Origin of the sequence: Edwardsiella piscicida (genome assembly GCF_001896205.1) — a bacterium.
Lineage (GTDB): Bacteria > Pseudomonadota > Gammaproteobacteria > Enterobacterales > Enterobacteriaceae > Edwardsiella > Edwardsiella piscicida.
On sequence record NZ_MPNU01000001.1, the window covers coordinates 1,917,035 to 1,942,708 of the forward strand.

General features: G+C 60.6%; 25 protein-coding genes. 7 read left to right on the forward strand and 18 right to left on the reverse strand.

All coding sequences use genetic code 11. The annotated features are described in order from the left end of the window. Window positions 1-22 precede the first annotated feature (22 nt). The gene (gene gloA, locus BRD58_RS08835; protein ID WP_012848524.1) at window positions 23-430 is read right to left on the reverse strand and encodes a lactoylglutathione lyase; all 408 of its coding nucleotides are present in this window, start codon (window positions 428-430) and stop codon (window positions 23-25) included. A gap of 841 nt (window positions 431-1,271) precedes the next feature. On the opposite strand from gloA, the gene slyA reads away from it, so the two are divergent. Continuing rightward, window positions 1,272-1,703, forward strand: coding sequence for a transcriptional regulator SlyA (gene slyA, locus BRD58_RS08840; protein WP_015461460.1), 432 nt, complete (start codon window positions 1,272-1,274; stop codon window positions 1,701-1,703). A 74-nt stretch (window positions 1,704-1,777) separates the two neighbouring features. Here the strand turns inward: slyA and BRD58_RS08845 are convergent, their stop codons facing one another. Next, window positions 1,778-2,245 carry an outer membrane lipoprotein gene (locus BRD58_RS08845; protein WP_012848527.1) on the reverse strand — a complete coding sequence of 156 codons (468 nt, stop codon included), beginning with the start codon at window positions 2,243-2,245 and terminating at the stop codon, window positions 1,778-1,780. A gap of 381 nt (window positions 2,246-2,626) precedes the next feature. Between BRD58_RS08845 and anmK the strand changes: the two genes are divergently transcribed. The 5 genes from anmK (at window position 2,627) to pdxY (ending at window position 7,400) form a co-directional block, all read left to right on the forward strand. Continuing rightward, window positions 2,627-3,757 (forward strand): anhydro-N-acetylmuramic acid kinase, encoded by a 1,131-nt coding sequence (anmK, locus tag BRD58_RS08850; RefSeq protein WP_069578610.1) that lies wholly within the window; start codon window positions 2,627-2,629, stop codon window positions 3,755-3,757. Window positions 3,758-3,769: 12 nt separating this feature from the next. Then, on the forward strand, window positions 3,770-4,078 hold the full coding sequence (locus BRD58_RS08855) for an MliC family protein (RefSeq protein ID WP_078057726.1): 309 nt from the start codon (window positions 3,770-3,772) through the stop codon (window positions 4,076-4,078). Between the two features lie 252 nt (window positions 4,079-4,330). Further along, window positions 4,331-4,984, forward strand: coding sequence for a pyridoxamine 5'-phosphate oxidase (gene pdxH / locus BRD58_RS08860; protein ID WP_015461462.1), 654 nt, complete (start codon window positions 4,331-4,333; stop codon window positions 4,982-4,984). Between the two features lie 201 nt (window positions 4,985-5,185). Continuing rightward, window positions 5,186-6,460, forward strand: coding sequence for a tyrosine--tRNA ligase (tyrS, locus tag BRD58_RS08865; RefSeq protein ID WP_073382421.1), 1,275 nt, complete (start codon window positions 5,186-5,188; stop codon window positions 6,458-6,460). A 73-nt stretch (window positions 6,461-6,533) separates the two neighbouring features. Next, window positions 6,534-7,400: a pyridoxal kinase PdxY gene (gene pdxY, locus BRD58_RS08870; RefSeq protein WP_015461463.1), complete on the forward strand. Its 867-nt coding sequence runs from the start codon at window positions 6,534-6,536 to the stop codon at window positions 7,398-7,400. A 78-nt stretch (window positions 7,401-7,478) separates the two neighbouring features. Here pdxY and gstA read toward each other — a convergent pair whose 3' ends face one another. The 13 genes from gstA to ydgT form a co-directional block, all read right to left on the reverse strand. Beyond that, the gene (gstA, locus tag BRD58_RS08875) at window positions 7,479-8,084 is read right to left on the reverse strand and encodes a glutathione transferase GstA (RefSeq protein ID WP_073382424.1); all 606 of its coding nucleotides are present in this window, start codon (window positions 8,082-8,084) and stop codon (window positions 7,479-7,481) included. A 214-nt stretch (window positions 8,085-8,298) separates the two neighbouring features. Further along, window positions 8,299-8,757, reverse strand: a complete 459-nt coding sequence (gene tnpA / locus BRD58_RS08885; protein WP_015461477.1) for an IS200/IS605 family transposase — start codon at window positions 8,755-8,757, stop codon at window positions 8,299-8,301. A 188-nt stretch (window positions 8,758-8,945) separates the two neighbouring features. Beyond that, entirely contained in the window at window positions 8,946-10,418 is a 1,473-nt protein-coding gene (gene dtpA / locus BRD58_RS08895) for a dipeptide/tripeptide permease DtpA (protein ID WP_012848534.1), read from the reverse strand. A 553-nt stretch (window positions 10,419-10,971) separates the two neighbouring features. Further along, window positions 10,972-11,613, reverse strand: a complete 642-nt coding sequence (gene nth, locus BRD58_RS08905) for an endonuclease III (protein ID WP_015461466.1) — start codon at window positions 11,611-11,613, stop codon at window positions 10,972-10,974. Further along, the gene (locus tag BRD58_RS08910) at window positions 11,613-12,323 is read right to left on the reverse strand and encodes an electron transport complex subunit E (RefSeq protein WP_012848537.1); all 711 of its coding nucleotides are present in this window, start codon (window positions 12,321-12,323) and stop codon (window positions 11,613-11,615) included. The genes nth and BRD58_RS08910 overlap by 1 nt, the downstream gene beginning before the upstream one ends. Then, window positions 12,320-12,949, reverse strand: a complete 630-nt coding sequence (rsxG, locus tag BRD58_RS08915; protein ID WP_012848538.1) for an electron transport complex subunit RsxG — start codon at window positions 12,947-12,949, stop codon at window positions 12,320-12,322. Before rsxG ends, BRD58_RS08910 begins: the two co-directional genes overlap by 4 nt. Window positions 12,950-12,958: 9 nt before the next feature. Continuing rightward, window positions 12,959-13,996, reverse strand: coding sequence for an electron transport complex subunit RsxD (gene rsxD / locus BRD58_RS08920; RefSeq protein ID WP_069578615.1), 1,038 nt, complete (start codon window positions 13,994-13,996; stop codon window positions 12,959-12,961). Further along, window positions 13,997-16,039 (reverse strand): electron transport complex subunit RsxC, encoded by a 2,043-nt coding sequence (rsxC, locus tag BRD58_RS08925; RefSeq protein ID WP_073382427.1) that lies wholly within the window; start codon window positions 16,037-16,039, stop codon window positions 13,997-13,999. Further along, a complete protein-coding gene (gene rsxB / locus BRD58_RS08930; RefSeq protein WP_012848541.1) occupies window positions 16,032-16,607 on the reverse strand; it encodes an electron transport complex subunit RsxB in 576 nt (191 codons plus the stop codon). The genes rsxC and rsxB overlap by 8 nt, the downstream gene beginning before the upstream one ends. Beyond that, window positions 16,607-17,188 (reverse strand): electron transport complex subunit RsxA, encoded by a 582-nt coding sequence (gene rsxA / locus BRD58_RS08935; RefSeq protein WP_015461468.1) that lies wholly within the window; start codon window positions 17,186-17,188, stop codon window positions 16,607-16,609. The genes rsxB and rsxA overlap by 1 nt, the downstream gene beginning before the upstream one ends. A 154-nt stretch (window positions 17,189-17,342) precedes the next feature. Next, a complete protein-coding gene (locus BRD58_RS08940; protein ID WP_015461469.1) occupies window positions 17,343-17,774 on the reverse strand; it encodes a DUF2569 domain-containing protein in 432 nt (143 codons plus the stop codon). An 84-nt stretch (window positions 17,775-17,858) separates the two neighbouring features. Beyond that, window positions 17,859-19,589 carry a formate--tetrahydrofolate ligase gene (locus tag BRD58_RS08945; protein ID WP_012848544.1) on the reverse strand — a complete coding sequence of 577 codons (1,731 nt, stop codon included), beginning with the start codon at window positions 19,587-19,589 and terminating at the stop codon, window positions 17,859-17,861. A 554-nt stretch (window positions 19,590-20,143) separates the two neighbouring features. Beyond that, window positions 20,144-20,359 (reverse strand): transcription modulator YdgT, encoded by a 216-nt coding sequence (gene ydgT / locus BRD58_RS08950; RefSeq protein ID WP_015461470.1) that lies wholly within the window; start codon window positions 20,357-20,359, stop codon window positions 20,144-20,146. A gap of 243 nt (window positions 20,360-20,602) precedes the next feature. Between ydgT and BRD58_RS08955 the strand changes: the two genes are divergently transcribed. After that, window positions 20,603-21,583, forward strand: a complete 981-nt coding sequence (locus BRD58_RS08955; protein ID WP_012848546.1) for a bile acid:sodium symporter family protein — start codon at window positions 20,603-20,605, stop codon at window positions 21,581-21,583. A 33-nt stretch (window positions 21,584-21,616) separates the two neighbouring features. Here the strand turns inward: BRD58_RS08955 and add are convergent, their stop codons facing one another. The 3 genes from add to manA form a co-directional block, all read right to left on the reverse strand. Beyond that, window positions 21,617-22,618 (reverse strand): adenosine deaminase, encoded by a 1,002-nt coding sequence (add, locus tag BRD58_RS08960; RefSeq protein ID WP_012848547.1) that lies wholly within the window; start codon window positions 22,616-22,618, stop codon window positions 21,617-21,619. A 223-nt stretch (window positions 22,619-22,841) separates the two neighbouring features. Beyond that, the gene (locus tag BRD58_RS08965) at window positions 22,842-24,320 is read right to left on the reverse strand and encodes a YdgA family protein (RefSeq protein ID WP_069578618.1); all 1,479 of its coding nucleotides are present in this window, start codon (window positions 24,318-24,320) and stop codon (window positions 22,842-22,844) included. A gap of 128 nt (window positions 24,321-24,448) precedes the next feature. Continuing rightward, the gene (manA, locus tag BRD58_RS08970; protein WP_012848549.1) at window positions 24,449-25,627 is read right to left on the reverse strand and encodes a mannose-6-phosphate isomerase; all 1,179 of its coding nucleotides are present in this window, start codon (window positions 25,625-25,627) and stop codon (window positions 24,449-24,451) included. Window positions 25,628-25,674: the final 47 nt, after the last annotated feature.

Here is a 25,674-nt window from a genome sequence, read left to right on the forward strand (position 1 = left end):
CCGGGTGAACGGGGCGGGGAGGTTAGCGGCCCAGCCCTTCGCTAGCCGAGCGGTTTTCGATCAGCTCGATTTTATAGCCGTCGGGATCGTCGACAAAGGCGATGATCGTATGACCGCCTTTGACCGGGCCCGCCTCTCGGGTAACGTTGCCGCCGGCGCGGCGGATCTGCTCGACGGTGGCGGCGACGTCATCGACGCCGAGGGCGATATGGCCGAAGGCGCTGCCCATCTCATAGCTATCGACGCCCCAGTTATAGGTCAGTTCGATCACGGCGCCTTGGCTCTCATCGCCATAGCCGACGAAGGCCAGAGAGTATTTATAGGCTTCGTTTTCACTGGTGCGCAGCAGGCGCATGCCCAGCACCTGGGTATAGAAGTCGACGGAGCGCTTCAGGTCAGTGACCCGCAGCATGGTATGAAGTACACGCATAGTTATCCTCAACGCTGGCAAAGTAAAAAGACGTTTCAATAGTGTCACAGCGGCCGCCGACTTGGCAACGTCAAACCCGGTGAGCGGTTGGGCCGGGCGCGTTGACGACGCGCTGATTCCGATGACTCGGCGCGGCGATCGCCGGGTGGCGTAGGGTGGCGCCGGGGCGCGGAGGATCTTTAACGCATTTAATTGATTAATTGTTATCATATTAGCTTAAATAATTATTTGATGTTTCTTTTCGGCGTCGTATGGAATTTGTGTGATAGATATTTATGTTGCATTTTTATAGCGCAGGTTAAATCAATAAATGGGGCGTCGCTGGGCGGGGAGAGGACGGCGCAATCGCCCGCGCTGCCTGAGTGCGGCGGCGCTAGCGCATTCTTGCGGTGTATTATGTGATAGACGACGATTAATTTGGATATATTTGCAATATGTATGTTTATTAATGCGCAAACAATAAGCATGAATAAGCTTTTTTTCATTATTTCGCTTTATATTGTTTAGCTAACTGGTTAATATTATTGGCACGCAATCGCTCGACTATCGACGTTTTTGGCTCGATAGACGCGCGGGAGTGAACCACAAAGGAATTGGCCGATATGTACCCGGCACGGGCATCGGGATGATGATGCGTTACCGTTCGGTGCCATAGCCGAAAGGAGCTCGCCGCCTGAGGCCTGACCGCTGCGTTTCACCGGAAAGGGGAAACCAACGGGCATCGCGCCGCCGGATCCTGTCCAAAGGGGAGCTGCACGCTGAGTCGTGTCCTCCGGACAGAGGTCGGTGATGACGGTGTATCGGGTTTATGGATTAGCACGCTCATTATAAGGAGATTAAATTGGAATCAACATTGGGGTCGGATTTATCACGGTTGGTGCGTGTATGGCGTGCCTTGATCGATCAGCGACTGAAGCCGCTGGAGCTGACGCAGACGCATTGGGTGACGCTGTATAACATTCACCGCCTGCCGCCGGAGCAGTCACAGATTCAGCTGGCCAAGGCGATTGGCATTGAGCAGCCGTCGCTGGTGCGTACGCTGGATCAGCTGGAAGATAAGGGTCTGATTACTCGACATATCTGTGCTAACGATCGCCGTGCCAAACGCATTAAGCTGACGGACGGTGCCGAACCCGTGATTAGGGAAGTGACCGACGTGATTTCGCTGACGCGCAGTGAAATCCTGGACGGTATCTCAGCGGATGAGGTCTCGCTGTTGACCAGTCTGGTCGAACGTCTGGAGCAGAACATTATTCATTTACAGAATAAATAAACCGCACCGCGTTCGAGCAGTCAAAAAAAAACCGGAAGGCATGCCTCCGGTTTTTTTTATTTATTGCCGCGGGATCACATCGGCGAGACGTTAACGGTGCTGCCGTTGCTCAGCAGCATTACGCGCTGATTAACCCGGAAAGCCTGCTTGTCGTTTTTCTGTACCACGGCGATGGTCTTACCGCTGTCGAGACGGATCACCAGCTGGACGCCGTTGGTACGGTTGACCGCGCCCTCAATGCTGTTGCCGGCCACGCCGCCCGCGACGGCGCCTGCGGCGGTCGCCAGGCTGCGTCCGGTGCCGCCGCCGATGGTGTTACCCAGCAGCCCCCCGATGACGGCGCCGCCGATGGTGCCGATCATGTTCGCCTCGCTACCGGCTTGAATCTGTACCGGCTCCATGGAGACGATGGTGCCATATGTCACCTGCTGTACCTGCTTGGCCTGATTGGCGCTGTACACGTCGCCGGACAGGGTGCTGGTATTGGCACAGCCCGCCAGGGTTGCCGTGGCAATAGCGACAATAATAAGACGCTTCATCATGATTAGGTTCCTTTTATTACCATTACCCGTGTTCTTTCCCGAGGTGCGGCGGCGAGATGGCGGGGCATCATGACCGGACGCGGACGCGGGATGAGCGTAGCTTCAGTGTATGTCAAAATGGCTTAACCGTGGATAAACCGTCGCCGGCGGCGGCGCGCGGCCCATCAGTATGGTATGTATCATGTTATTCTAATGATAAAACGGTAGCTTAAGAAGTCGGAATCCGTAAATTATGTTGCAGCTTTTTGCTGCCGTCGGATTTATCCGCAATTGGCGCTGATATTGATAAACGTTAAGTCGATCCGTGAGTTGGGTGATAGGCTGGACGAAATACCGGCGGCGGCCTGCGCGGCGCGTCGCAACACCGGAGTCGAAGAGAATATGAAAACGGGACGCTATATCGGCATTATGTCCGGCACCAGCCTGGACGGTATTGATGTGGTTCTGGCCGCGATCGATGAAACGCTGGTGGCACGCCAGGGGCGCTACGTTCACCCCATCCCCCATGAGATCAAGACGGCGATCCTGGCCATGAGCCAGGGGCAGGAGACGACGCTGGCGGCGGTGGGCGAGCTGGACCGCGCCCTGGGCACGCTGTATGCCGAGGCGGTCAATCAGCTGCTGCAGCGCCAGCGGCTGACGCCCCATGATATTGTGGCCATCGGCTGCCATGGACAGACCGTCTGGCATCAGCCCGAGGGGAGCGCGCCCTTTACGCTGCAGCTGGGGGATAATAACCGCGTAGCGGCGTTGACCGGGATCGCCACGGTGGGCGATTTTCGGCGGCGCGATATGGCCTACGGCGGGCAGGGTGCCCCGCTGGTCCCGGCGTTTCATCATGCGCTGCTGGCCCATCCCGGCGAGCGCCGCATGGTGCTGAATATCGGGGGGATCGCCAATTTATCGCTGCTGCTGCCTGGCGCGGCGGTGCGCGGCTTTGACACCGGGCCGGGCAATATGCTGATGGATGCCTGGATCTGGCGTCGGTGCGGACGTCCGTACGACGCCGACGCCGCCTGGGGACGCGGCGGCCGCGTTCTTAGCGCGCTGCTGGCGCAGATGCTGGCGGATCCCTATTTTGCGCGTCCGGCGCCGAAAAGCACCGGGCGGGAGCTGTTTAACCTCGGCTGGCTGGAGCGGCACCTGCAGCGCTGGCCCGGCGTGGACGCCCGGGATGTTCAGGCGACGCTGGCGGAGCTGACGGCGCGCAGCATCGCCGATCAGGTCCAGCTGGCCGGCGGCTGCGAGCGCCTGCTGGTCTGCGGCGGCGGCGTCCACAATCCGCTGGTGATGGGCCGGCTGGCGGCGCTGCTTCCGGGGACCGAGGTCGCACCGACCGATAAGTACGGCGTCAGCGCGGATGATATGGAGGCCCTGGCCTTTGCCTGGCTGGCCTACCGGACGCTCTCCGGGCTGCCCGGCAACCTGCCGTCGGTGACCGGCGCCGATCGTCCGACGCTGCTGGGTGCCATCTACCCGGTCAATCCCTACGATACCGATGTCGCTTTCTAAACGGAGGGCACGATGATGCGTTTTTCCCTGGTGATTATCGCCATGCTGACGCTAAGCGGGTGTCAGTGGTGGCCCGGCGTGACTCCGCTACAGACGCTGCACTATCGCTGCGGCACGCTGCCGCTGACCGTCCAGCAGGACAACGCCCGGCGTCAGGTGCGCCTGGTGCTGGACGGCAACGCCCTGACGCTATCACAGACGCTCTCGGCATCGGGCGTGCGCTACAGCGATGGCCGCTATACCTTCTGGTCTAAGGGCGAGGGCGCCTTTGTCGAGCGCGACGGAAATTTGATCCTGAATGATTGCCGCCTGCAGCGCTGAGCCTGACTGTCCCTATAGTTTCCCCTCTGCTGTCACCGTCCGGCCCACCCTGCGGCGGGCGGTGCATTTATTCTGATTATTATCAACTAATTACATCCCATCTCCGGCCATCGCTCACCGCGGCGCGGGGTGAATTTATATGGCAAAATCCCCGTTCCTTCCGCCTGACGCGAGGTCGGGGGAACGCGGGTGATTGAGATTGTGGCGGCCAGCGTGCAGAATGAATTCATCTCCGCTGTCAGGACGTTGAATATGAGCGAAAACAACGAGTTTGATATTGCCGATCTGCGCCGCGACTATGTGCGCGGCGGCCTGCGCCGCCGTGATTTAACCGCCGATCCGCTGGATCTGTTCGAACGCTGGCTGCGCCAGGCGTGCGATGCGCGCTTAGCCGATCCGACCGCCATGTGCGTGGCGACGGTGGATAAATCTGGCCAGCCCCACCAGCGCATCGTGCTGCTGAAGCACTACGATGCGCAGGGCATGGTGTTTTATACCAATCTGGGCAGCAATAAGGCCCAGCAGCTGGAGGAGAATCCGCGTATTAGCCTGCACTTCCCTTGGCATATGCTGGATCGACAGGTCAGTATCACCGGCACGGCTCACCGTCTCTCGGCCCTGGAGGTGATGAAGTATTTTCACAGCAGACCGAAGGACAGCCAGATTGCCGCCTGGGTGTCACACCAGTCGGCGCGCATCTCCACCCGCGGGATCCTGGAGAGCAAGTTTTTGGAGCTGAAGCAGAAGTTTTTGCAGGGCGAGATCCCGCTGCCCAGCTTTTGGGGCGGCTACCGGGTATCGGTGCAGACCATGGAGTTTTGGCAGGGGCGCGAAAGCCGCCTGCACGATCGTTTTCTGTATCAGCGCGACGGGGATAGCTGGCAAATTGACCGCCTGGCGCCCTAGGTTGGAGACAGGGACGGCGGCGACGTCGACCATTTGGCTACGCCTTAACCCTCAAACGGTTACCGGTGCTGCCTAACGGCGTTATTTCCCCTGTAAAGGCTGGCGTGACGGAGCGCGGCGCTTTATCCTATAGCGTTTATTATCCGCCTTGACACCGCCCTGTAAGGGTGACGGTGTGTGTTAACACTAATGGAGTTATTAATGGCAAGCAGCAACCTGATTAAACAACTGCAAGAGCGGGGCCTCGTTGCCCAGGTTACGGATGAAGAAGCGTTGGCAGAGCGACTGGCGCAGGGGCCCATCGCACTGTATTGCGGATTCGATCCGACCGCTGACAGCTTGCATTTGGGCCATCTGGTTCCCCTGCTGTGCCTTAAGCGCTTCCAGCAGGCCGGGCATAAGCCGGTGGCGCTGGTGGGCGGGGCGACCGGTCTGATCGGCGATCCGAGCTTTAAGGCGACCGAGCGTAAGCTGAACACCGAAGAGACGGTGCAGAGCTGGGTGGACAAAATCCGCCGCCAGGTTGCGCCGTTCCTGGACTTCGACTGCGGGAGCAACAGCGCGATTGCCGCCAACAACTACGATTGGTTTGGCGGCATGAACGTGCTGACCTTCCTGCGCGATATCGGCAAGCACTTCTCTGTTAACCAGATGATTAACAAAGAGGCGGTTAAGCAGCGTCTGAACCGTGACGATGTGGGGATCTCCTTCACCGAGTTCTCCTACAACCTGCTGCAGGGCTATGACTTTGCCAGCCTGAACCGGATGCACGGCGTCGAGCTGCAGATCGGCGGCTCCGATCAGTGGGGGAATATCACCTCCGGCATCGATCTAACCCGCCGTATGAACCAGCAGCAGGTGTGGGGACTGACCGTTCCGCTGATCACCAAGGCCGACGGAACCAAGTTTGGTAAGACCGAAGGTGGCGCGGTATGGCTGGATCCGAAAAAGACCAGTCCGTACAAGTTCTACCAGTTCTGGATCAATACCGCCGATGCCGACGTATACCGTTTCCTGAAGTTCTTCACCTTTATGAGCATTGAGGAGATCAATGCGCTGGAAGATGAAGATAAGAACAGCGGTAAGGCGCCGCGCGCGCAGTATGTGCTGGCCGAGGCGGTGACGTGCCTGGTGCACGGCGAGGCGGGGCTGGAGGCGGCGAAACGCATCACCCACAGCCTGTTCTCCGGCAGCCTGAGCGAAATGACCGAGGCCGACTTTGCCCAGCTGGCGCAGGATGGTATGCCGATGGTCGAAATGGATAAGGGCGCCGATCTGCAGCAGGCGTTGGTTGACGCCGAACTGCAGCCGTCGCGTGGCCAGGCGCGTAAAACCATCGCCTCTAACGCGGTCACCGTCAACGGTGAGAAACAGTCCGACCCCGAATACACTTTCAGCGACGGCGATCGTCTGTTTGGCCGCTATACGCTGCTGCGTCGCGGCAAGAAGAACTATTGCCTGATCTGCTGGAAGTAATCACAGCAATCAAGGGGGCTGCGGCCCCCGTTAATACCAACGACTGCCCAGTGGGCAGATAAGCAAAAATACGATGAAGAATATCCTTTCCATTCAATCTCACGTGGTGTTTGGCCACGCCGGCAACAGCGCCGCCGTTTTCCCGATGCGTCGCATGGGCGTTAACGTATGGCCGCTGAATACCGTTCAGTTTTCTAACCATACTCAGTACGGTCACTGGACCGGCAGCGTGATGCCGGCTAATCATCTGACCGAGATTGTGCAAGGGATTGCCGATATTGGGGAGCTGGCGCGCTGCAACGCGGTGCTGAGCGGCTACATTGGTTCGCCGCAGCAGGGCGAGCATATTTTGCAGATCGTTCGACAGGTGAAGCAGAGCAACCCCGAGGCATGGTATTTTTGTGACCCGGTGATGGGACACCCGGAAAAAGGGTGCATCGTCGCGCCGGGCGTGGCGGAGTTCTTCTGCCAGCAGGCGGTGGCCTGCAGCGATATCATGGCACCGAATCTGCTGGAGCTGGAGACGCTGACCGATCGTAAGATAACCTGCGTCGAGGAGGCCCTGGCGGCCTCGCGCGCGCTGATCGCCCGCGGCCCGCGCATTGTCTTGGTCAAACACCTGCACAACGCCGGCTACGATAGCAACAGCTTTGAAATGCTGCTGGTCACCGCCGACGAGGCCTGGCACATCGCCCGTCCGCTGGTGGACTTCGGCGCTCGCCAGCCGGTGGGCGTTGGCGATTTGACCAGCGGTCTGCTGCTGGTGAACCTGCTGAAGGGCGAGCCGCTGCAGAGCGCGCTGGAGCACGTGACGGCGGCGGTCTATGAGGTAATGCTGACGACCCAGGCGATGGGAGAGTACGAGCTGCAGCTGGTCGCCGCGCAGGATCGCATCGCCTGTCCGCAGCACCGCTATACGGCGCGGGCGCTGCACGGCTGATGCCCGACTGTCCGCCACAGGCTAGGCCTCCCTTGGGAGGCCTTTTTCTTTGGTCTTCTGCGCGCCGCGTCGAGCGCGTTATTTCAACCCCTCGGCGCTGAGCGTGGCATCGACCGCTGGCCGCGCGGCGATACGCGCCATATAGTCGGCCAGCGCGGGCCAGGTGGCCAGATCGAAGTGCATTGCCTTGGCCCAGCACAGCAGGGTGAACAGATAGGCGTCGGCGACGCTGAAGCGGGGCCCCAGCAGGTAGGGGCGCTCACCGAGTACGCCGTTGAGGTAGTGGAACTGCTTTTCCAACGCGCCGCGCGCTATCGTCTTACTCTCCTGCGGCTGGCGCGGATTGAACAGCGGGCTGAATCCCTTATGGATCTCGGTGGCAATGTAGTTGAGCCATTCGATAGCGTGATAGCGCGCCAGCGTCTCCGGCGGCGGGATCAGCGCGCGGTCCGGTACCCGATCGGCCAGGTACTGCACGATGGCCACCCCTTCGGTCAGCAGGCTGCCGTCATCCAGCAGCAGCGCGGGCACCTGTCCCTTGGGATTAATGCTCAGATAGTCGCTGCCGTGCTCGGTACGTTTGCTGGCCAGATCCACGCTTTCAATGGTGAAGTCCAGCCCTGCCTCACGCAGTACGATATGCGGTGAAAGAGAGCAGGCCCCGGACGTATAGAACAATTTCATCACTCGCTCCTTGGACGTTTCTGACAGGTAGATGACTGTTAGCGTAGTCCGTCAGCGGCGGCCTGTCTGTGTGGCAGATAGAATTTATACGTGGGCGCCAGCGGTAATAAATATCCTCCGGCATAGCCGGAGGTTTTTCGGATGCGCCTATAAGGCTCTGTTACCAGCCGCGCCCTAACAGGCGCATACGATCTGACATTTGCATCAGACTTCGTTACTTACGGCCCGTAAACGGGCTACCCGGATAAGGGATCGATAACTGCTCTCCCATTTTATCCTCCACAAGCTGGTGCTTTATGTATTCCTGTATCTTCGCCGTGTTCTTACCCACCGTATCTACGTAGTATCCACGACACCAGAACTCTCTGTTCCTGTATTTAAACTTCATATCCCCAAACTGCTCATACAACATCAGACTGCTTTTCCCTTTCAGATAACCCATAAAGCCAGATACGCTCATTTTGGGCGGGATTTCCACGAGCATATGGATATGATCTGCGCAACATTCCGCTTCCAAGATCCGTACGTTTTTCCACTCACACAGTTTTCTTAAGATGCTGCCTATTGCCCTGCGTTTCTCTCCGTAGAACGCCTGCCTTCGGTATTTTGGCGCAAAAACTATGTGATATTTACAGTTCCATCGGGTGTGCGCTAAGCTCTTCTCGTCCCCCATTGGGACCCCCTTTTGATTTCTTGTTGAACGCTTGCAGTTGCCAGACCGCAAGACGTTTTAACAAATCAAAAGGGGTTTTAATAACTGGCTCAAAGCTGAAAGCTTTCCGGAACCCCCAGCCTAGCTGGGGGTTTTCCATAGACAAAAAAAAGGCGCCGCAGGGGCGCCTTTTTTGCGAGGGAGAGAAATTAATCGCCCAGGGTCATACGGTTCAGCTTCGGTGCGGTCAACAGCATCAGCACCGCGATGACGGCGGTAGCGAGGCCGATCTGCATAAATACGTGGCTATAGATAGCCAGTGAGGCGTGCGGATCGGCAACCTCACCGCCCGGTACGGCGGTCAGCGCAGCCACTTTACCGGCGATCAGCGCGGCGGCGGCGGTGGTCAGGAACCACGAGCCCATGATAAAGCCCATCAGTCGCTGCGGCACCAGCTGTGCCACCATGGCCAGACCCAGACCGGAGATCATCAGCTCGCCGATACTCTGCAGCGCATAGCTCAGGATCAGCCAGTTAACCGACACAATCCCCGCTTCATTGGCGAAGGATGCGCCCCACGGCAGCACCAGGAACGCGCCGGAGCACAGCACCATACCGATAGCAAACTTGTGCGGCATCGGCAGGCGGTCGCCCATCTTGTTGTAGATTGCGGCCAGGATCGGGCTAGCGACCATGATCCAGAACGGGTTCAGCGCCTGATACTGCTCCGGCTCGAACGCGATGCCGAAGATGCTGTGTTCAACGTTATGGATGGCGAAGAAGTTCAGCGAGGTCGGCATTTGGCTATACAGCACGAAGAAGACCACGGCTTCCAGCATCAGCAGGAAGGCGACGATCATCTTACGGCGTGCGCCGCCCTGCAGTGCAAAGGTCTCTTTCGCGAAGATCAGGATGATGCCGGCGGAGATGATGGCCAGCGCCCAGCGTGCGATGGTCTGGTTATGCAGCAGCCAGGTTGAAATAGCAACCAGGATCACCACGCCGACCAGGGTCATCATCAGCTTGCCGACCTGCAGCGGTGCGAAGTCCGGCTTGGAGCCCTGATCCTTCACCCAGCGACGGCACATCATAAAGTTGACCAGGGTGATCAGCATGCCCACGACGCTCAGGGAGAACGCGACGCTCCAGCCAAAGCGGGCCGCCAGCCACGGAGTTGCCAGCATGGAGAAGAAGGAACCGATGTTCACCGACATGTAGTACATGGTGAAGGCGCCATCCAGGCGCGGATCGTTTTTCTCATAGCAGGTAGAGAGCAGCGAGGAGGGGTTAGCCTTAAACAGGCCGTTACCGACCGCGATGGTCGCCATCCCCACGTAGACCAGCGACAGATCATGGCCGGAGTAGGCGACAAAGGCATAGCCAATGGCCAGAACCAGCGCGCCGAGCATGATGACACGCTTGGCACCCAGCACCTTGTCACCCAGCCAGCCGCCGATAGCGACGAAGCCGTATACCAGGGCGCTGAAGGAGGAGAACAGGGTAATGGAGTCGGCCTCGGTCATGCCCAGCATCTTGACCAGGTAAACGGCCATGATGCCCTGCAGGCCGTAATAGCCAAAACGCTCCCACAGTTCGATAGAGAAGATCAGATAGAAAGCACGGGGCTGTTTAAACGCGTTGAGACTCACGTTTTCCGGTTGGTTGTTGTTTGCGTTTGACACAAGTTACCTCTGGTTTTTCACGCCCGTCTGACGACGGGTAACGGCCGCGGCGCATGTTTAAAAAACATACTGTTTACATTGTTATACGCGGCAGGAAGAGGGGTACTCTTAACGATATTTTGCAGGCTGACAATAGGTTTGTAATATCCTGTTACACAAACATTCTCTGGAATAATCCGATAATGTTACAAATGTTACTCAGAGGGAACTAACGCCTAAAATGCATTTTCCGATGTAAAATTTTGCCGAATTGCCGTACAAAAGCAATTTCGTTGTATGTTTCGCTATTTTTATAAAAAGCAGGGTTATTGTCTGGCTGTTCGCAATAATTGTATTTGATTGTACTAAATTATCGTCTTTTTCCAAAATCATCAAATCAAGCAACATATCGGCATCAATCGAAAAATAATATTAACGATTTAAATGTGATCAACCTCAAAATTATGACAACGAAAGTGCTTGCACTGTGGAAAATAAAGTGAAACTGCGCTAGCAGAGGTAAAAACGAGGGAGAGATCACAGCAGACGGCGCCGCGCGGCGCCGGGAAAGGGCTTACTGCTCGGGGTAGACTTTATCGCGGAATTCGCACAGATCTTCGATGAGGCAGGAGCCGCAGCGCGGGCGCCGGGCGATGCAGGTATAGCGCCCGTGCAGGATCAGCCAGTGATGGCAGTTGAGGGCGAACTCCGCCGGTACGACCTTAAGCAGCTTCTCCTCAACTTCGTTGACCGTCTTTCCCGGCGCAAAGCGGGTGCGGTTACAGACGCGAAAAATATGGGTATCGACGGCGATGGTCGGCCAGCCGAAGGCCGTATTGAGCACGACGTTGGCGGTCTTGCGTCCGACGCCGGGCAGCGCCTCCAGCGCCTGGCGATCTTCCGGCACCTCGCCGCCGTGCTGCTCCAGCAGGATGCGACAGGTCTTGATAATGTTTTCCGCCTTGCCGTTATACAGGCCGATGGTCTTGATGTGCCGCTTGACGCCGTCCACGCCGAGCGCCAGCAGCGCCGCGGGGGTGTTGGCCGCCGGAAACAGCGTCGCGGTTGCCTTATTGACGCTGACGTCGGTCGCCTGGGCCGACAGCAGCACGGCGATCAGCAGCTCGAATGGGCTGCCGTAGATCAGCTCGGTGGTCGGCTGCGGGTTGGCGTCGCGTAGGCGCCGGAGTATCTCAATGCGTTTTGCCTGATTCATCATGCCTGCTCATGGTTTTCCGTGGGCGCCGCGTCGCGCGGCGCTGGGCCAACGGCGCTACGCTGCGCCTGACGCCGGCGTAGCTTTTGATCGATAACATATTTGAACGCCAGCATAAACCCAAGGCCAAGAAATGCGCCCGGCGGCAAAATGGCCAGCAGGAACGGCGTATCGGTATGAAACAGCTCAATGCGCAGCGCGCGGGCCCAGTGGCCGAGCAGCAGGTCGGCGCCGTCGAACAGGGTGCCGTTGCCCAGGATTTCACGCAGGGCGCCTAAAACGAACAGCGCCGCGGTCGCGCCCAGCCCGGTCGCCAGGCCGTCCAGCGCCGCCATCCCGACGGGATGGTGGGCGGCATAGGCCTCGGCGCGTCCGATGACAATGCAGTTGGTGACGATCAGCGGAATAAAGATCCCCAGCGATTGATACAAGCCGAACGCGTAGGCGTTGATCAGCATCTGCACCGCGCTGACGACGGAGGCGATGATCATCACATAGATAGGAATGCGGATCTCGCCGGGCACCCAGCGGCGCAGCGCCGAGACGGCGCTGTTGGTCAAGACCAGCACCAGCGTGGTGGCCAGCCCCAGCCCCAGGGCGTTGGTGGCAGTAGAGGAGACCGCCAGCAGCGGGCAGAGGCCGAGCAGTTGCACCAGGGCCGAGTTGTTCTTCCATAGCCCGTTGAGGAATAGATTTTTGGCTTCACTCATTCACTTTCTCCACAGCGCGGCAGACTGGCCAGATGCGGTCGGATATCGTGGATCGCCAGCGTGGTGCGGCGAACGGCGTTAACCACCGCCCGCGGGGTAATGGTGGCGCCGGTAAACTGGTCGAACTCACCGCCGTCTTTCTTTACCCGAAACGCCGGGTCCTGTGCGCCGTGCACCACCTTATTGCGAAAGCTGTCGATCCAGTCGGAGATACGGATTTCGATTTTATCGCCCAGCCCCGGGGTTTCGTGCTGCTCTTGCACCCGCACCCCCAGGACTTTACCGCTGAAGTCGGCGCCGACCAGCAGACGAATGGCGCCGGCATAGCCATCGGGCGCGGTGGCTTCGACCAGCGCCGCGATCGGCTGGCCCTGACGCTGGGCCAGATACAGCCGGTGCGGTGCGCCGTCGCCCAGGCGGGGATCGCGCAGCAGCAGGCAGCTGCGCTGCAGGTCGTTGTCGTAGTCACCCGGCGCGATCACCTGATCAAACAGCCGCTGCTGCTGCAGCGCCGCCTGACGGGCGATGGTGCGGGTGGTCAACTGATGCACGATCGCGGTCAGCGCGGTGGCGAGAATAGCAAACAGGGCCAGGCGGATACCGTGGCGGCGCATAGTGGTTAGCATGGGGACTCCTTAGCGATGCCCATAAACGCGCGGCTGGGTGTAGTGGTCGATCAGCGGCACACAGATGTTGGCCAGCAGTACCGCAAAGGCGACGCCGTCGGGGTAGCCGCCGTAGGTGCGGATCAGCCAGACCAGCACGCCGCACAGCAGGCCAAAGATCAGGCGCCCCCGCGGGGTGGTGGCGGCGGTGACCGGATCGGTGGCAATGAAAAACGCGCCCAGCATGGTAGCGCCGGAGAACAGGGTGGTCAGCGGCGGCGCAATGCTCTGCGGCGCCAGCCCGCTGCCCAGCGCGGCGCACAGCGCCATGGCGGCCAGGAAGCCGAGCGGGATCTGCCAGTGAATAATGCGGCGCAGCAGCAGCAGCAGGCCACCGAGCAGGAATCCCGCGTTGACCCATTGCCACCCTAAACCGGCCAGCTCGCCCTGCCAGATGGGCTGGCAGAAGATTTCCGTCAGCGTCTGGCCGCTGCGCAGCCCGGTCTTCACGCTGTCGAGCGGCGTGGCGGAGCTCACGCCGTCCACGCTCAGCAGGGCGTGCAGATCGGCGGCGTGACCGCCGAAGATCTGTAATAGGGTATGGCTGAAATCCAGCGGCTGACTCAGCAGGCTCTGCGGCGGCAGCCAGGTGGTCATAGGCACCGGAAAGGCAATCAGCAGCATGACATAGCCGACCATGGCCGGGTTGAAGGGATTCTGTCCCAGTCCGCCGTACAGCTGCTTGGCGATGATGATGGCAAAGGCGCTGCCGAGCACGACGAGCCACCAGGGCGCCAGCGGTGGCAGGCTGATGCCCAGCAGCAGCCCGGTTAGCAGCGCGGAGTTATCGCCGAGCGTACTGAGCGGGCGTCGGCGCAGACGCAGCGCCAGCGCTTCGCACAGGCAGGCGGTGACGATCGCCAGCGCCAGTTGGATAAGCGTGCCATAGCCAAAAAAGTGGATCTGGGCGGCGATGCCGGGTAACGCGGCGGCGACGACCCAGAACATGATCCGTGCGGTGTGTTGACGGTTGTGGGTAAAGGGGGAGCTGGCGATTCTGAAGGCCATTTATTCCTCGCTTGGCGCTGCGGACGCCTGCTTTGCCTTAATGCGGGCGATAGCGGCCGCGACGGCCGCTTTCTGCGCATCCGTGGGGGTGGACGGAGCGGTGGGCTGGGGTGCCTCTCCGTTGACCAGCGCCTGGCGGGCTTTTACCCGGGCGATGGCCGTCGCAATCGCCGCCTGGCGATCGGACGCCGGCGTCTCTCTCTCCGAGGATGCCGGTGTATCCGCGTCGGATCCTGGCGCGTAGGCTGCCTGCAGCGTAGCCCGGGAGATCTGACGGCGAGGGCTTTCACCCTTGTCTGTCGCCGGCGGCGCGGGGTTCGGAACGTCGGTCTCGTTCGCCGCGGCCTGCTTGGCCTTGGCGCGGGCGATGGCAGCGGCGATAGCGGCCTTGCGCGGGTCGTCCGGCGTATTGTCTGCCGCCGGCGGCGCGGTGTTCGGGGCATCGGTTTCGCTCGCCGCGGCCTGTTTAGCTTTGGCGCGGGCGATGGCGGCGTCTACGGCGGCGTCGCTATCATCGGTCGGGCCCGCTTTACGCAGGTTAATGCGCTGCAGCGCGGCTTGGATGGCCTCCCGATCGCTGCTGCTGACGCTGACCGCCGCCTGTTTGTGACGCTGCTCGCGCGCCGCTTTTTCCCGCGCCAGGCGCGCCAGACGCGCCTCAAAGCGCGCCTTGGCCTCGGCGGCGCGTCGGGCCTCATCGTCCAACGCGCGGATCTCGGCCTTTTCTTGGCGATAATACTGCACCAGCGGAATATTGCTGGGGCACACATAGGCGCAGGCGCCGCACTCGATGCACTCCTGCAGATGGTAGTCGCGCGCCTTATCGTGCTCTTTGCCCTGGCTGTACCAGTACAGCTGCTGGGGCAGCAGGCGCGCGGGGCAGACGTCGGCGCAGGCGCCGCAGCGAATACAGGGCTGCTCCGCCTGCGGCGCGCTGAATTCATCGCGCGAAGGCGTCAGAATACAGTTGGTGATCTTGACCACTGGGACGCCGAGGCGCGACAGGGTAAAGCCCATGAGCGGGCCCCCCATGATCACCATCGGGTGTTTGTTCTGCGCAATAAAGCGGCCGTTTTGCAGCAGATGCTTCACCGGCGTACCGATGGCGGCCCAGACATTCCCCGGGCGATGCATCTGCTCGCCGGTCAGGGTGACCACGCGCTCGATCAGCGGCTCTCCGTCGATGACGGCGCGCTTGATGGCGTAGACCGTCGCCACGTTTTGCATCAGCACGCCGATGGAGGCCGAGTGCTGGCCGTGGGGAACCTCCATGCCGGTCAGGATCTTGATCAGCTGCTTGGCCCCGCCGGAGGGATATTTGGTGGGGATCACCCGCAGCTGTATCTGTTCGTGACCCTGTAACGCTTGACGCAGGGCGGCGATCGCCTGCGGCTTATTGTCTTCGATGCCAATCAGCACCCGCTCTGGCGACAGAATGTGGCTCAGTATCGCGCAGCCGGTGACGATGTCCGCGGCGTGCTCGCGCATCAGGCGATCGTCGGCGGTGATGTAGGGCTCACACTCGGCGGCGTTGATGATCAGGGTATGAATGCGATCTGCGCCGCCGTTGAGCTTGGCGGCCGTCGGGAAACCGGCGCCGCCGAGCCCGGCGATCCCGGCCTGATGAATATGGTCGATCAGCGCCGGGGGCGTCAGGGCGCGATAGTCGGGCAGCGGGTGACGCTCTCCCCAGCGCTCCTGCTGGTCGGGAACCAGGCTGATGCACAGCTCGGGCAGGCCGGAGGGGTGTGCGGTCACCTGGCGCGAGATGGCGCTGATGGTGCCGGAGGTCGACGCGTGTACCGGCAGGGTGCGGCCATTGCCGCGGGTGAGCGGTTGGCCTTTCAAGACCCGTTCGCCGACCTTGACCAGGAGGTCCCCCTCGGGTCCCAGGTGCTGCTGCAGCGGAATGATCAGCAGATTCGGCAGCGGAATGCGGCGCAGCGGGATCTCGCTGGAGATCTGCTTCATCTCAGGGGGGTGGATCCCCCCTTTAAAGTCCCACAGTCTCTCTTTACGCAGTGCGGCGAACAGCTTAAACATGGCGCTCAACTTCCAGAATGTGTACGGGAATGGTCTGCAAATCCCATTTCCAGGTGGCGGTCGTGGTGGGTACGGGCACCAGCTGGATACACGACGTCGGGCAGGGCGGTAGACACAGGCCGCAGCCGGTGCACTGATCGCTGATAACGGTGTGCAGCGCCCGCGTCGCGCCGACGATGGCGTCGACCGGACAGGACTGAATACACTTGGTGCAGCCAATGCAGTTGGCCTCGTCGATCAGCGCGACCTGGCGCTGAGGCTCGCTCTGGGCATTTTCACCCTCCAGCGGCTGCGGGTCGACGGCCAGCAGGGCGGCGATATTACGCATTACCGCATCGCCGCCCGGCGCACAGCGATTGATCTTTTCGCCGTTGGCGACGGCTTCGGCATAGGGGCGGCAGCCAGGGTAACCGCACTGGCCGCACTGGCTCTGCGGCAGCAGGGCGTCAATACGTTCTACGATGGGGTCCGCCTCCACCTGAAAACGACGGGCGGCAAATCCCAGGATCAGGCCGGACACCAGCGCGATGGCGCTGACGGCGGCGATCGCTATCCACAATGAAGACATTAGAATTTCACCAATCCGCTAAAGCCCATAAAGGCAAGAGACATCAGCCCGGCGGTGATGAGGGCAATGGACGCGCCGCGAAACGGCGCCGGTACGTCGGCCAACGCCAATCGTTCACGGATGGCGGCAAACAGCACCATCACCAGCGAGAAGCCGGCGGCGGCGCTAAACCCGTACACGGCCGACTGCAGAAAGTTGTGCGACTGGTTGACGTTGAGCAGCGCCACGCCGAGCACCGCGCAGTTGGTGGTGATCAGCGGCAGAAAAATGCCCAGCAGACGATATAGAATCGGGCTGGTTTTACGCACCGCCAACTCGGTGAATTGTACCACGACGGCGATGACCAGAATAAAGGTCAGGGTGCGCAGATAGGTCAGCCCCAGCGGCACCAGAATAAACTGGTTTACGGCCCAGGCGCAAACGGACGCCAGGGTGAGTACAAAGGTGGTTGCCAGTCCCATGCCCATCGCCGTCTCAAGCTTTTTCGATACCCCCATAAAGGGGCACAGGCCGAGAAATTTAACCAGGACGAAGTTATTGACCAGGACGGTGCCGACCAGCAACAACAGGTAATCGGTCATCACACAAAACCTACAAAGCAGAAAGATCAGCCGGAAGATGAAACCGCTGTATTATCGGGGTTTAACCGGCTGACGACAACAGATCAAACGTAGGGTTATTGCGATTTGCGCAAATTACCCACGATAAGGGCGGCGTCGACGGCGTAAATTGGCGCTATTGCTCAATAAATGTCTGGCGCACGCGGGTCGAACGCTTGATATAGGGAACAAACACGGCGGCGGCCAGCAGCGGCGTGATGATCCCGCGCAGCGCCAGCGTATCGCTGATCGGCGAGAAGGCGAACGACTTCAGCGCCAGCAGCAGCATGACCAGCAGCCAGGCGATGAAATGCTTGGGGAAGCGCCGCGAACGCTTAAAAAACAGGCGCAGTACGTGCAGGGAGAAGCACCATATTCCCAGAGTAATGAGCAGAGAGAGCCCCCACTGAGAGGAAAAGGTGCCGCCGTGGGCCCACAGGCGTCCGCCGCCGCCGTGCTGCAGCAGCGTCATGATGAACAGCACCAGCATCAGGCTGGAGGAGAAGAGAGAGAGGATCATGTAGGCCAATGGCGCAAACAGCCAGCCGCCGATACGGTCAGTTTTCATCGTATGCAATACCGGATAAAAGGGCGAATGCGGGGGAGTATACCCGATCCCGGCGCCGGAGGGGGCAGGGATCGGGGGGCGGCGTTAGCTCAGGCCAACGGTATTGCCGTCGGCGTCGATATCGATGTGGCGGTAGGCTGGCAGGGTGCTGAGCCCCGGCATCGTCATGATGTTACCGGCGTAGGCGCGAATAAACCCGGCGCCGGCGGAGACCTGCAGACTGCGGATGGGCAGCACAAAGTCGCGCGGGGCATTTTTCAACGCCGGATCGGCGCTGATGGAGAGCGGAGTCTTCGCCATGCACAGCGGCAGGTGGCCAAAGCCGGCCTGCGCCAGCGCCTCCAGCTCCTGCTGCGCCTGCGCCGTCAGCTCGGCGTGGCTGGCGCCGTAGCTGTGCGCCAGGGTCTGCAGCTTGTCTGCCAGCGGCATCTCGTCCGGATACAGCAGCGTGACCTGGGCCGCCTGGCTGCAGGCGTCGGTGACACAGGCCGCCAGGCGCGCCGCGCCGCGCCCGCCGAGGGCAAAGGCTTCGCTGAACTCGACGCCGAAGGCGCCGGCGCTCAGCGCATAGTCGCGCAGTATGGCCAGCTCCTGCGGCGTATCCTCCGGCCAGCGGTTGACGGCGATCACTACCGGCAGACCGTAGCGGCGGGCGTTGGCGATGTGCCAGCCCAGGTTTTCACACCCGGCGCGCAGCAGATCGGCGTTCGGCTGCTTGACCTCTTCCGGCAGCGCCTGTCCCGGCTTCATATTGAACTGCCCGCTGTTGGCTTTCAGGCTGCGCAGCGTGGCGACCAGCACCACGCAGGAGGGGGCGATCCCCGACTGGCGATATTTGATATTGAAGAACTTCTCCATGCCCATGTCGGAGCCAAAGCCCGCCTCGGTGACCACATAGTCGGCCAGCTGCAGGGCCAGTCTATCGGCCAGCACAGAGGAGTTGCCGTGGGCGATATTGGCAAAGGGGCCCGCGTGGATCAGCACCGGCGTCTGCTCGCTGCTCTGCATCAGGGTCGGGTGGATCGCCTCTTTCATCACGACGGTCATGGCACCGGCAACCTGCAGATCCTCCGCGGTGATCGGCGCGCCCTGCAGGGAATAGGCCAGGATCACCTTACCGATGCGCAGACGCATATCGGCCAGGCTCTCGGAGAGCGCCAGAATGGCCATCAGCTCCGAGGCGGCGCTGATGTCAAAGCCATCGTGGCGCGGCACGCCGTTATTGCCGCCGCCGACGCCAACGTCGATGCTGCGCAGCGCCCGATCGTTATGATCCATCACCCGCTTCCAGACGATGCGCTGGGGGTCGATATCCAGACGCGGCAGCCCGCTCTGGTCGGAGAACGCGTCGCCCAGGCGCTGCTCATGGAACAGACGGGCATCGAGCGCCGCCGCGGCCAGGTTATGGGCGGCGCTGATAGCGTGAATATCGCCGGTCAGGTGCAGATTGAGCTGCTCCATCGGCAGCACCTGCGACGCACCGCCGCCGGCGGCGCCGCCCTTGACGCCGAATACCGGGCCGAGGCTGGGCTGGCGGATACAGGCGATGGCGCTGTGCCCCAGATGGTTCAGCCCTTGGCTCAGGCCGAGGGTCGTAACGGTTTTCCCTTCGCCGAGCGGCGTGGGGGTGATGCTGGAGACCAGGATCAGTTTACCGCGGGACGGGCGGGGCGTGAGCTTCCGCATATCCACCTTGGCCGCATAGTGGCCATAGGGGATCAGGGCTTCAGAGGCGATGCCGATTCGGGCGGCAACGGCGGCGATCGGCTGCAGGGCAGGCTGAGATGAAGGCATCGGTTCGCAGCGGGATATCATGGCGTGTCGTGATCCTTTACATAGACAGAGTAAACACAGGCGCTGCCGGCAGCAGGCCGCTAAGTGGGCTGAGCGGCATCGATTATACGCCTGGACGGGCTCGGGTGCGTACTATGCCACACTGCGCAAACGTTTGCTCCGCTAAATGTCGAAATATTGTGACAGGGCGGGGGAAAACGGCGCCGGACAGGATAAAAAATAGGCTGCGCCGCCAGAGTGGACTATTTTATAAGGCTGGCTGATTTATCATGCCGCTGAATACGGCGAGGATAGGGGGATAGCCGCGGCGTCGCCGGGTATTTACGCGTAATTTGCATCGTTGTTAGCGTTAATAGAAAAGGCGAGGTAAACGATTAACCGGATGGAATAATTCAGATAACCTAATTTAAATTCATTTTCCCTATCCGGGGCGTCCGCCGCCCGCTATTCCTGTGGCCTGCTCTGCGTAGTTGAGACAACGGCGTCGGGCTCAGCGAGAGGCGGGCGCGCTGGGGAGGGGAAAACCCTGTCCGCCGCGCGCGGACAAACGATCGATGCGCGCGGCGCAGCTCATTCTAGACGACATAGTGCCAAATCTCTTTCGGCACGCAGCCTACGTCAAATAGGCGCCCGCCGCTGACCAGCTCGGCGCGCCGATGATCGGCGGCGCGATACATATTTATAATGTCGCGTTCATCTTGCAGAGAATAATTTAAATGGTCGAAAAGTTTTTCCAGACTGTCGCTATTATTCACTTTGCGGAATTTGTGCAGGAATTCGTCAACGTTCATATTTTGGTCATTGTTCGAAATGGATATGTATAATAAAAAACAGTATTCAGCAATTATTCTAATGAGTCCAGAGAGATATTAGTGACATGGATTACAAATTTATGAAATATTGATGGCAACGACGCCATTCAGCCCGCCGCGGCGGCGGGGATTTTGTCAGGGTCTGTAACAGGGGGCGTGGCAGCAGGGGGAAACCCCGTTATGATGGGAGCGATCCCATCGATTGACAAGGAAACCGGTGTTATGTCCTGGCTGCGGCGTTTACGCATTGATCCATTTCTGTTGGTCTTGATCCTGGTGGTGCTGCTGGCATCGCTGTTTCCCTGTCGCGGTGAAGCCAAGACCCTGTTTGGTCACTTGACGACGGCGGCCATCGCGCTGCTGTTTTTTATGCATGGCGCCAAGCTGTCGCGCGAGGCGATCGGCGCCGGCATCGGCCACTGGCGGCTGCATCTCGTGGTCTTCCTGAGCACCTTCGCGCTGTTTCCCCTGCTGGGGGTGGGGCTGGGGACGCTGGTGCCGGCGCTGATGAGCCCGGCTATCTATCTGGGCTTTCTGTATCTGTGCGCGCTGCCGGCGACGGTACAGTCGGCCATTGCCTATACCTCGATGGCCGGCGGCAACGTGGCGGCGGCCATCTGCAGCGCCTCGGCCTCCAGTATGCTGGGGGTGTTTTTATCGCCGCTGCTGGTGGGGCTGCTGATGCATACGCAGGGCGACAATATCGATAGCCTGCACGCGATCGGCGCGATTGTGCTGCAGCTGATGCTGCCGTTCCTGCTGGGGCATCTGTCGCGTCCGCTGACGGCGGCCTGGGTGGCCCGTCACCGGCGCCTGATCAATGTAACCGACCGCTCATCGATTCTGCTGGTGGTCTATACCGCGTTCAGTGAGGCGGTGATCGAGGGGATCTGGCAGCGTATTGACGCCGTCTCGCTCGGGGTGATCGTGCTGGTCTCTTGCCTGCTGCTGACGATTGTGCTGCTGATTAACACCGTCGTCGCCCGGGCGTTGGGATTTGATAAGGCCGATGAGATAACCATTGTGTTCTGCGGCTCTAAAAAAAGCCTGGCCAATGGTATCCCGATGGCCAATGTGCTGTTTCCGGCGGCGGCCGTCGGAATGATGGTGCTGCCGCTGATGATTTTTCACCAGCTGCAGCTGATGGTCTGTGCCTGGCTGGCCCAGCGCTACGCCCGCGGCGGTCAGGCGCGCGCTGAATAGCGAGGCCCCATGGCGCGCTGGGGCTGGGGGACGTTAGCCCGCCTGCTTGGCGTCGCGCAGCGCCTGTTTCTCCGCCGGGCTCAGGAAAGCCATGGTCAGGCCGTTGTACTGCGCCTGGCGGATCTGCTCGGCGCTCAGCCCCGCCGCCGGGGCGGCCGTCTGATATTCGTGACGCAGCTCAATTCCTTCGACCGCCGGGTCATCCGTATTGAGGTTAGCGATAATGCCGTGCTGCAGGAAATGCTTCAGCGGATGCTGTGCCAACGAGGGCACCGTACTGGTCTGCAGGTTAGAGGTGAGGCAGGACTCCACGCCGATAGCGTGCTCCGCCAGATAATCCATCAGGCGCGGATCCTGGATCGCATTCACGCCGTGGCCAATGCGTTCGGCACCCAGCTCGCGGATAGCCTGCCAGATGCTTTCCGCCCCCGCGGCTTCGCCGGCGTGTACCGTAATGTGCCACCCCGCGTCACGCGCCCGGGTAAAGTGCGACATAAACAGATCGCCCGGGAAGCCCAGCTCGTCACCGGCCAGATCCAGCGCGGCGATCTGATCGCGGCAGCTCAGCAGCGCCTCCAGCTCTTGGCGGCAGGCCTCCTGCCCAAAGGTGCGGCTCATGATCCCAATCAGCTTGACCGGAACGCCGACGTCGCGCGATCCGGCGCGGACGCCGTCAATGATGGCTTCAACCACCCCCTGCAGCGGCAGGCCGTGGCGCTGCGCCATGTAGTAGGGAGAAAAGCGCAGCTCGGCATAATCGATGCCTGCGCGCTTCAGATCTTCAACGTTTTCGTAAGCAACCCGGCGACAGGCGTCCAGGGTGGCCAGAACGGCGACGCCCCAGTCCAGCTTCTGCAGAAAGCTGACCAGATCCGGCACCGTATCGCTGATTTGGACGTGGGGGCGCAGGGCCTCCAGCTCGTTCGCCGGCAGCGCCAGCTGATACTGTTGCCCCAGCGCTAAAATGGTTTGCGGTCGGATATTGCCATCAAGATGGCGGTGCAGGTCGGTCAGGGGAAAACGCGAATCGATCATGATGGGCACTCTCAGTTATTTTGCGTAAAGTGCGCAACAGTATAAAAATAACGCGATGTAAAGCGCTATCTCATTACATAAAAGTGTGATCAACATCACTAAAAATCAACGGATGTCTCGATTTGCTGTAATACTGTGTATATATACAGTGGTGTGCGCGACGCGGGGATGGGAAGAAAAACGCCCGCCGAGCGGCGGGCGTTATCGCGGGTGCCGGGGAGGATTACTGTGCGCCAGCGGGCGCCGAATCCATACCGCCAAGCACGCCAAACAGGCCAGCGAACTGGGCCAGGGTCATCGGCTTACCGTTCAGGGTCACCTGACCGTCGGCATAGTGCAGCTGGCTGACGATCGCGTTATCCTGCTGCGTCGTCAGCTTAAACATCTGGCCCATGGCGGAGACGCCCTGCACCTGCTGTGCCGCCAGCTTTTGTGCCTCATCGGCCTGGTAGCCCTCGAGCTCGGCCGCATTGGCGGCGATTTGCGTCGCCATCGGCATGGAGAGGTTGAGGGAGACATCCAGCGTACGGACGGCCTGCAGCAGCGGTGGCAGCGCCGCGGCGGCCTCGGTCTTGGCCGGTACGCCCAATGACAGGCTCAGGTCAAACTGACTGCTGCCGGCGCTGTTTTTCCAGGTGACCGGCTTGAGTTCGATCTGGGGGTTGCCGTTCAGCAGGGTCGGTAGCGCGGCATCCAGCATGCGGGTCAGCTGCTGCTGATAGGCGATGCTGTCGCTGCTGTTGCCGCTACTGATCTGTCGGCTGATAAAGGCATTGTACTCATCGGCAAACCCTTTCACGCCATGGCCATCGAACCCGTTCAGATTCAGCGTCATGGCGCCGCCGCCGAAGGCTTTCCCATCGATCTGCAGCGCGCCCAGGCGATAGTCCACCCGTGCGTCCAGCGTACGCTCACCCTCTTTCAGGCTGGCGTCCATCGCCAGATCGTCCAGCGCGGTGCTCTCTTTGCCATCGACCGACAGGCTCAGTCGCTTGGCGGCGATCTGCTGTTCACCGACATTCAGGCCGAACTTGCCCATCTTACTGTGGGTGGTAAAGGTGGCGCCGGTCAGCGACAGGGTTTCACGCTGCCCACCGTTCGGGGCGTCGATGCTCAGGCTCTTGGCATCCGCCGCCAGATCCATTCGGCTGAGATCGCGAGCGATATCGGCCTTAATCTGTGCGCCGCCAAAGTCGATTTTATTCTCGCCCGCTTGCAGAGAGAGCGGCAGCAGGGTTATCTCGGAGCGGTTATCTCCGCTATAGGCGATCCGGGTATAGGCATCGAGAGGCGACTGCCCTTTATTGGCCGTAAACAGCGGGGCGACCAGCGGCGTATTGGCCAACTCACTGTGCACCACGGCCATGCTGGGCGCCAGGGAGAAGTGAGTCAGCGGGAAGGGGCCATGGCTGATGGTTTCATTCAGCGCCAGCTGCTGGCCCGGCTTCAGCAGTGCATCCTGTTTGGCGGCGGGATCGGCTTGGATAATGTAGTGAACCCGGCTGGAGAAAACGCCGCGCTGGTAATCCTGGTAGCTGATCTTCAGGCCGGCCTGAGGCAGGCGCTGCGTGAGGCTTTCGTTAAGGCGGGCAACTTCACCGTCCATACGCTGCTCAATAAGCTTACCGGTATACCACGATGCGCCGCTCCAGGCTGCGCCCAATACCACGATGACCGCAACGGCGACGGCTGATTTTTTCATACTCTGTCCTTCTGTAGCCAGAATCGGGCACCGGCTTCAAGCGCAGCGGTGCCGGAAGGTAAAAAACGCCCGCAGGCGTTTTTATTGTGGAGGCAAGGGGGCGTAATTGGCAAATAATTCGTTGAAAATTAATCTAACTGATTAAAAACGCGCGCCAGCTCGCCGTGACCGGTCACCGAAACCTGGCGGTCGGCGGCGCTGAGATAGCAAGACTCGCCGGCGCGCAGGATCAGCGTCTGTGCTCCCTGCTGCAGACGGGCCTCTCCGCGTATGCAGAACAGTACGGCGGCGCTCTCTTGGTGCAGCGGCTGCGGCTGTGCGCTCAGCGTATGGACCGCAAAGGCAAAATCGGCGACCGGCACCGGAAAACGGCGCTCCGCGCCAGAGGTGCACGGCGCCGTCAGCAGCGTATCGCGCGGTTTGGCGACGAAGCGGACGTTCGCCAGCAGCTCGGCGACGTCGATGTATTTCGGGGTCAGGCCAGCGCGCAGTACGTTATCCGAATTGGCCATGACCTCCAGGCCGACGCCGTGCAGATAGGCGTGGGGGGTTTCGGCATCCAGGAACATGGCCTGGCCCGGCGCCAGCGCGATCACGTTCAGCAGCAGCGGGGAGAACAGGCCGCTGTCATCCGGGTAAATCGGGGCAATGGTGCGCAGGGTGTCCCAGACAACGCCTTGCTGGTGGGCCATCTCCTCGCGCAGGCGGCGCAGCGCATGGGCTTTTTCCTCGCCCTGCATATTGAGCAGGTTGGCAAACAGGGTTCGCAGCGTGTCGGCGTTCGGGTGCGCGATAAAACCGGCGATATCCGGGTGGGCATCGGCTAGCGACTGCAGCAGGGCGGCTATCTGGTCGAATTCGCGAAAGCCGTTCATCGCCGCAAAGGGGGTCAGCGCATACACCAGCTCCGGTTTATGGTTGGCGTCCTTGTAGTTACGGTTCGGGGCATTCAGCGCGATGCCGGCGGCCTCCTCACGCGCAAAGCCGGCTTCGGCGGCGCGCTTATTGGGATGTACCTGGATGGAGAGCGGCTGGGCGGCGCACAGCACCTTGAACAGAAACGGCAGCTCGCCAAAGCGGCGGGCGACGGCATCGCCCAGCTGAGCGCGTGGATCGGCGGCGATGTGATCGCGCAGGCTTTGCTCGGCGCCGTGCGCATCCTGCACCCGAGAGCTGTTCAGCGGGTGGGCCCCCATCCACAGCTCGGCCATCGGCTGGTTATCGGGGTTAGCGATGCCATAGAGGTTACTCAGCGCGTCGTGGCTGCCCCAGGCATAGTGCTGTATGGCATTGATCATCTTTTGCATCTATCGGTTCCGCGAGTCAGTGAAACGTGAATTTTCTTCAGTAAACA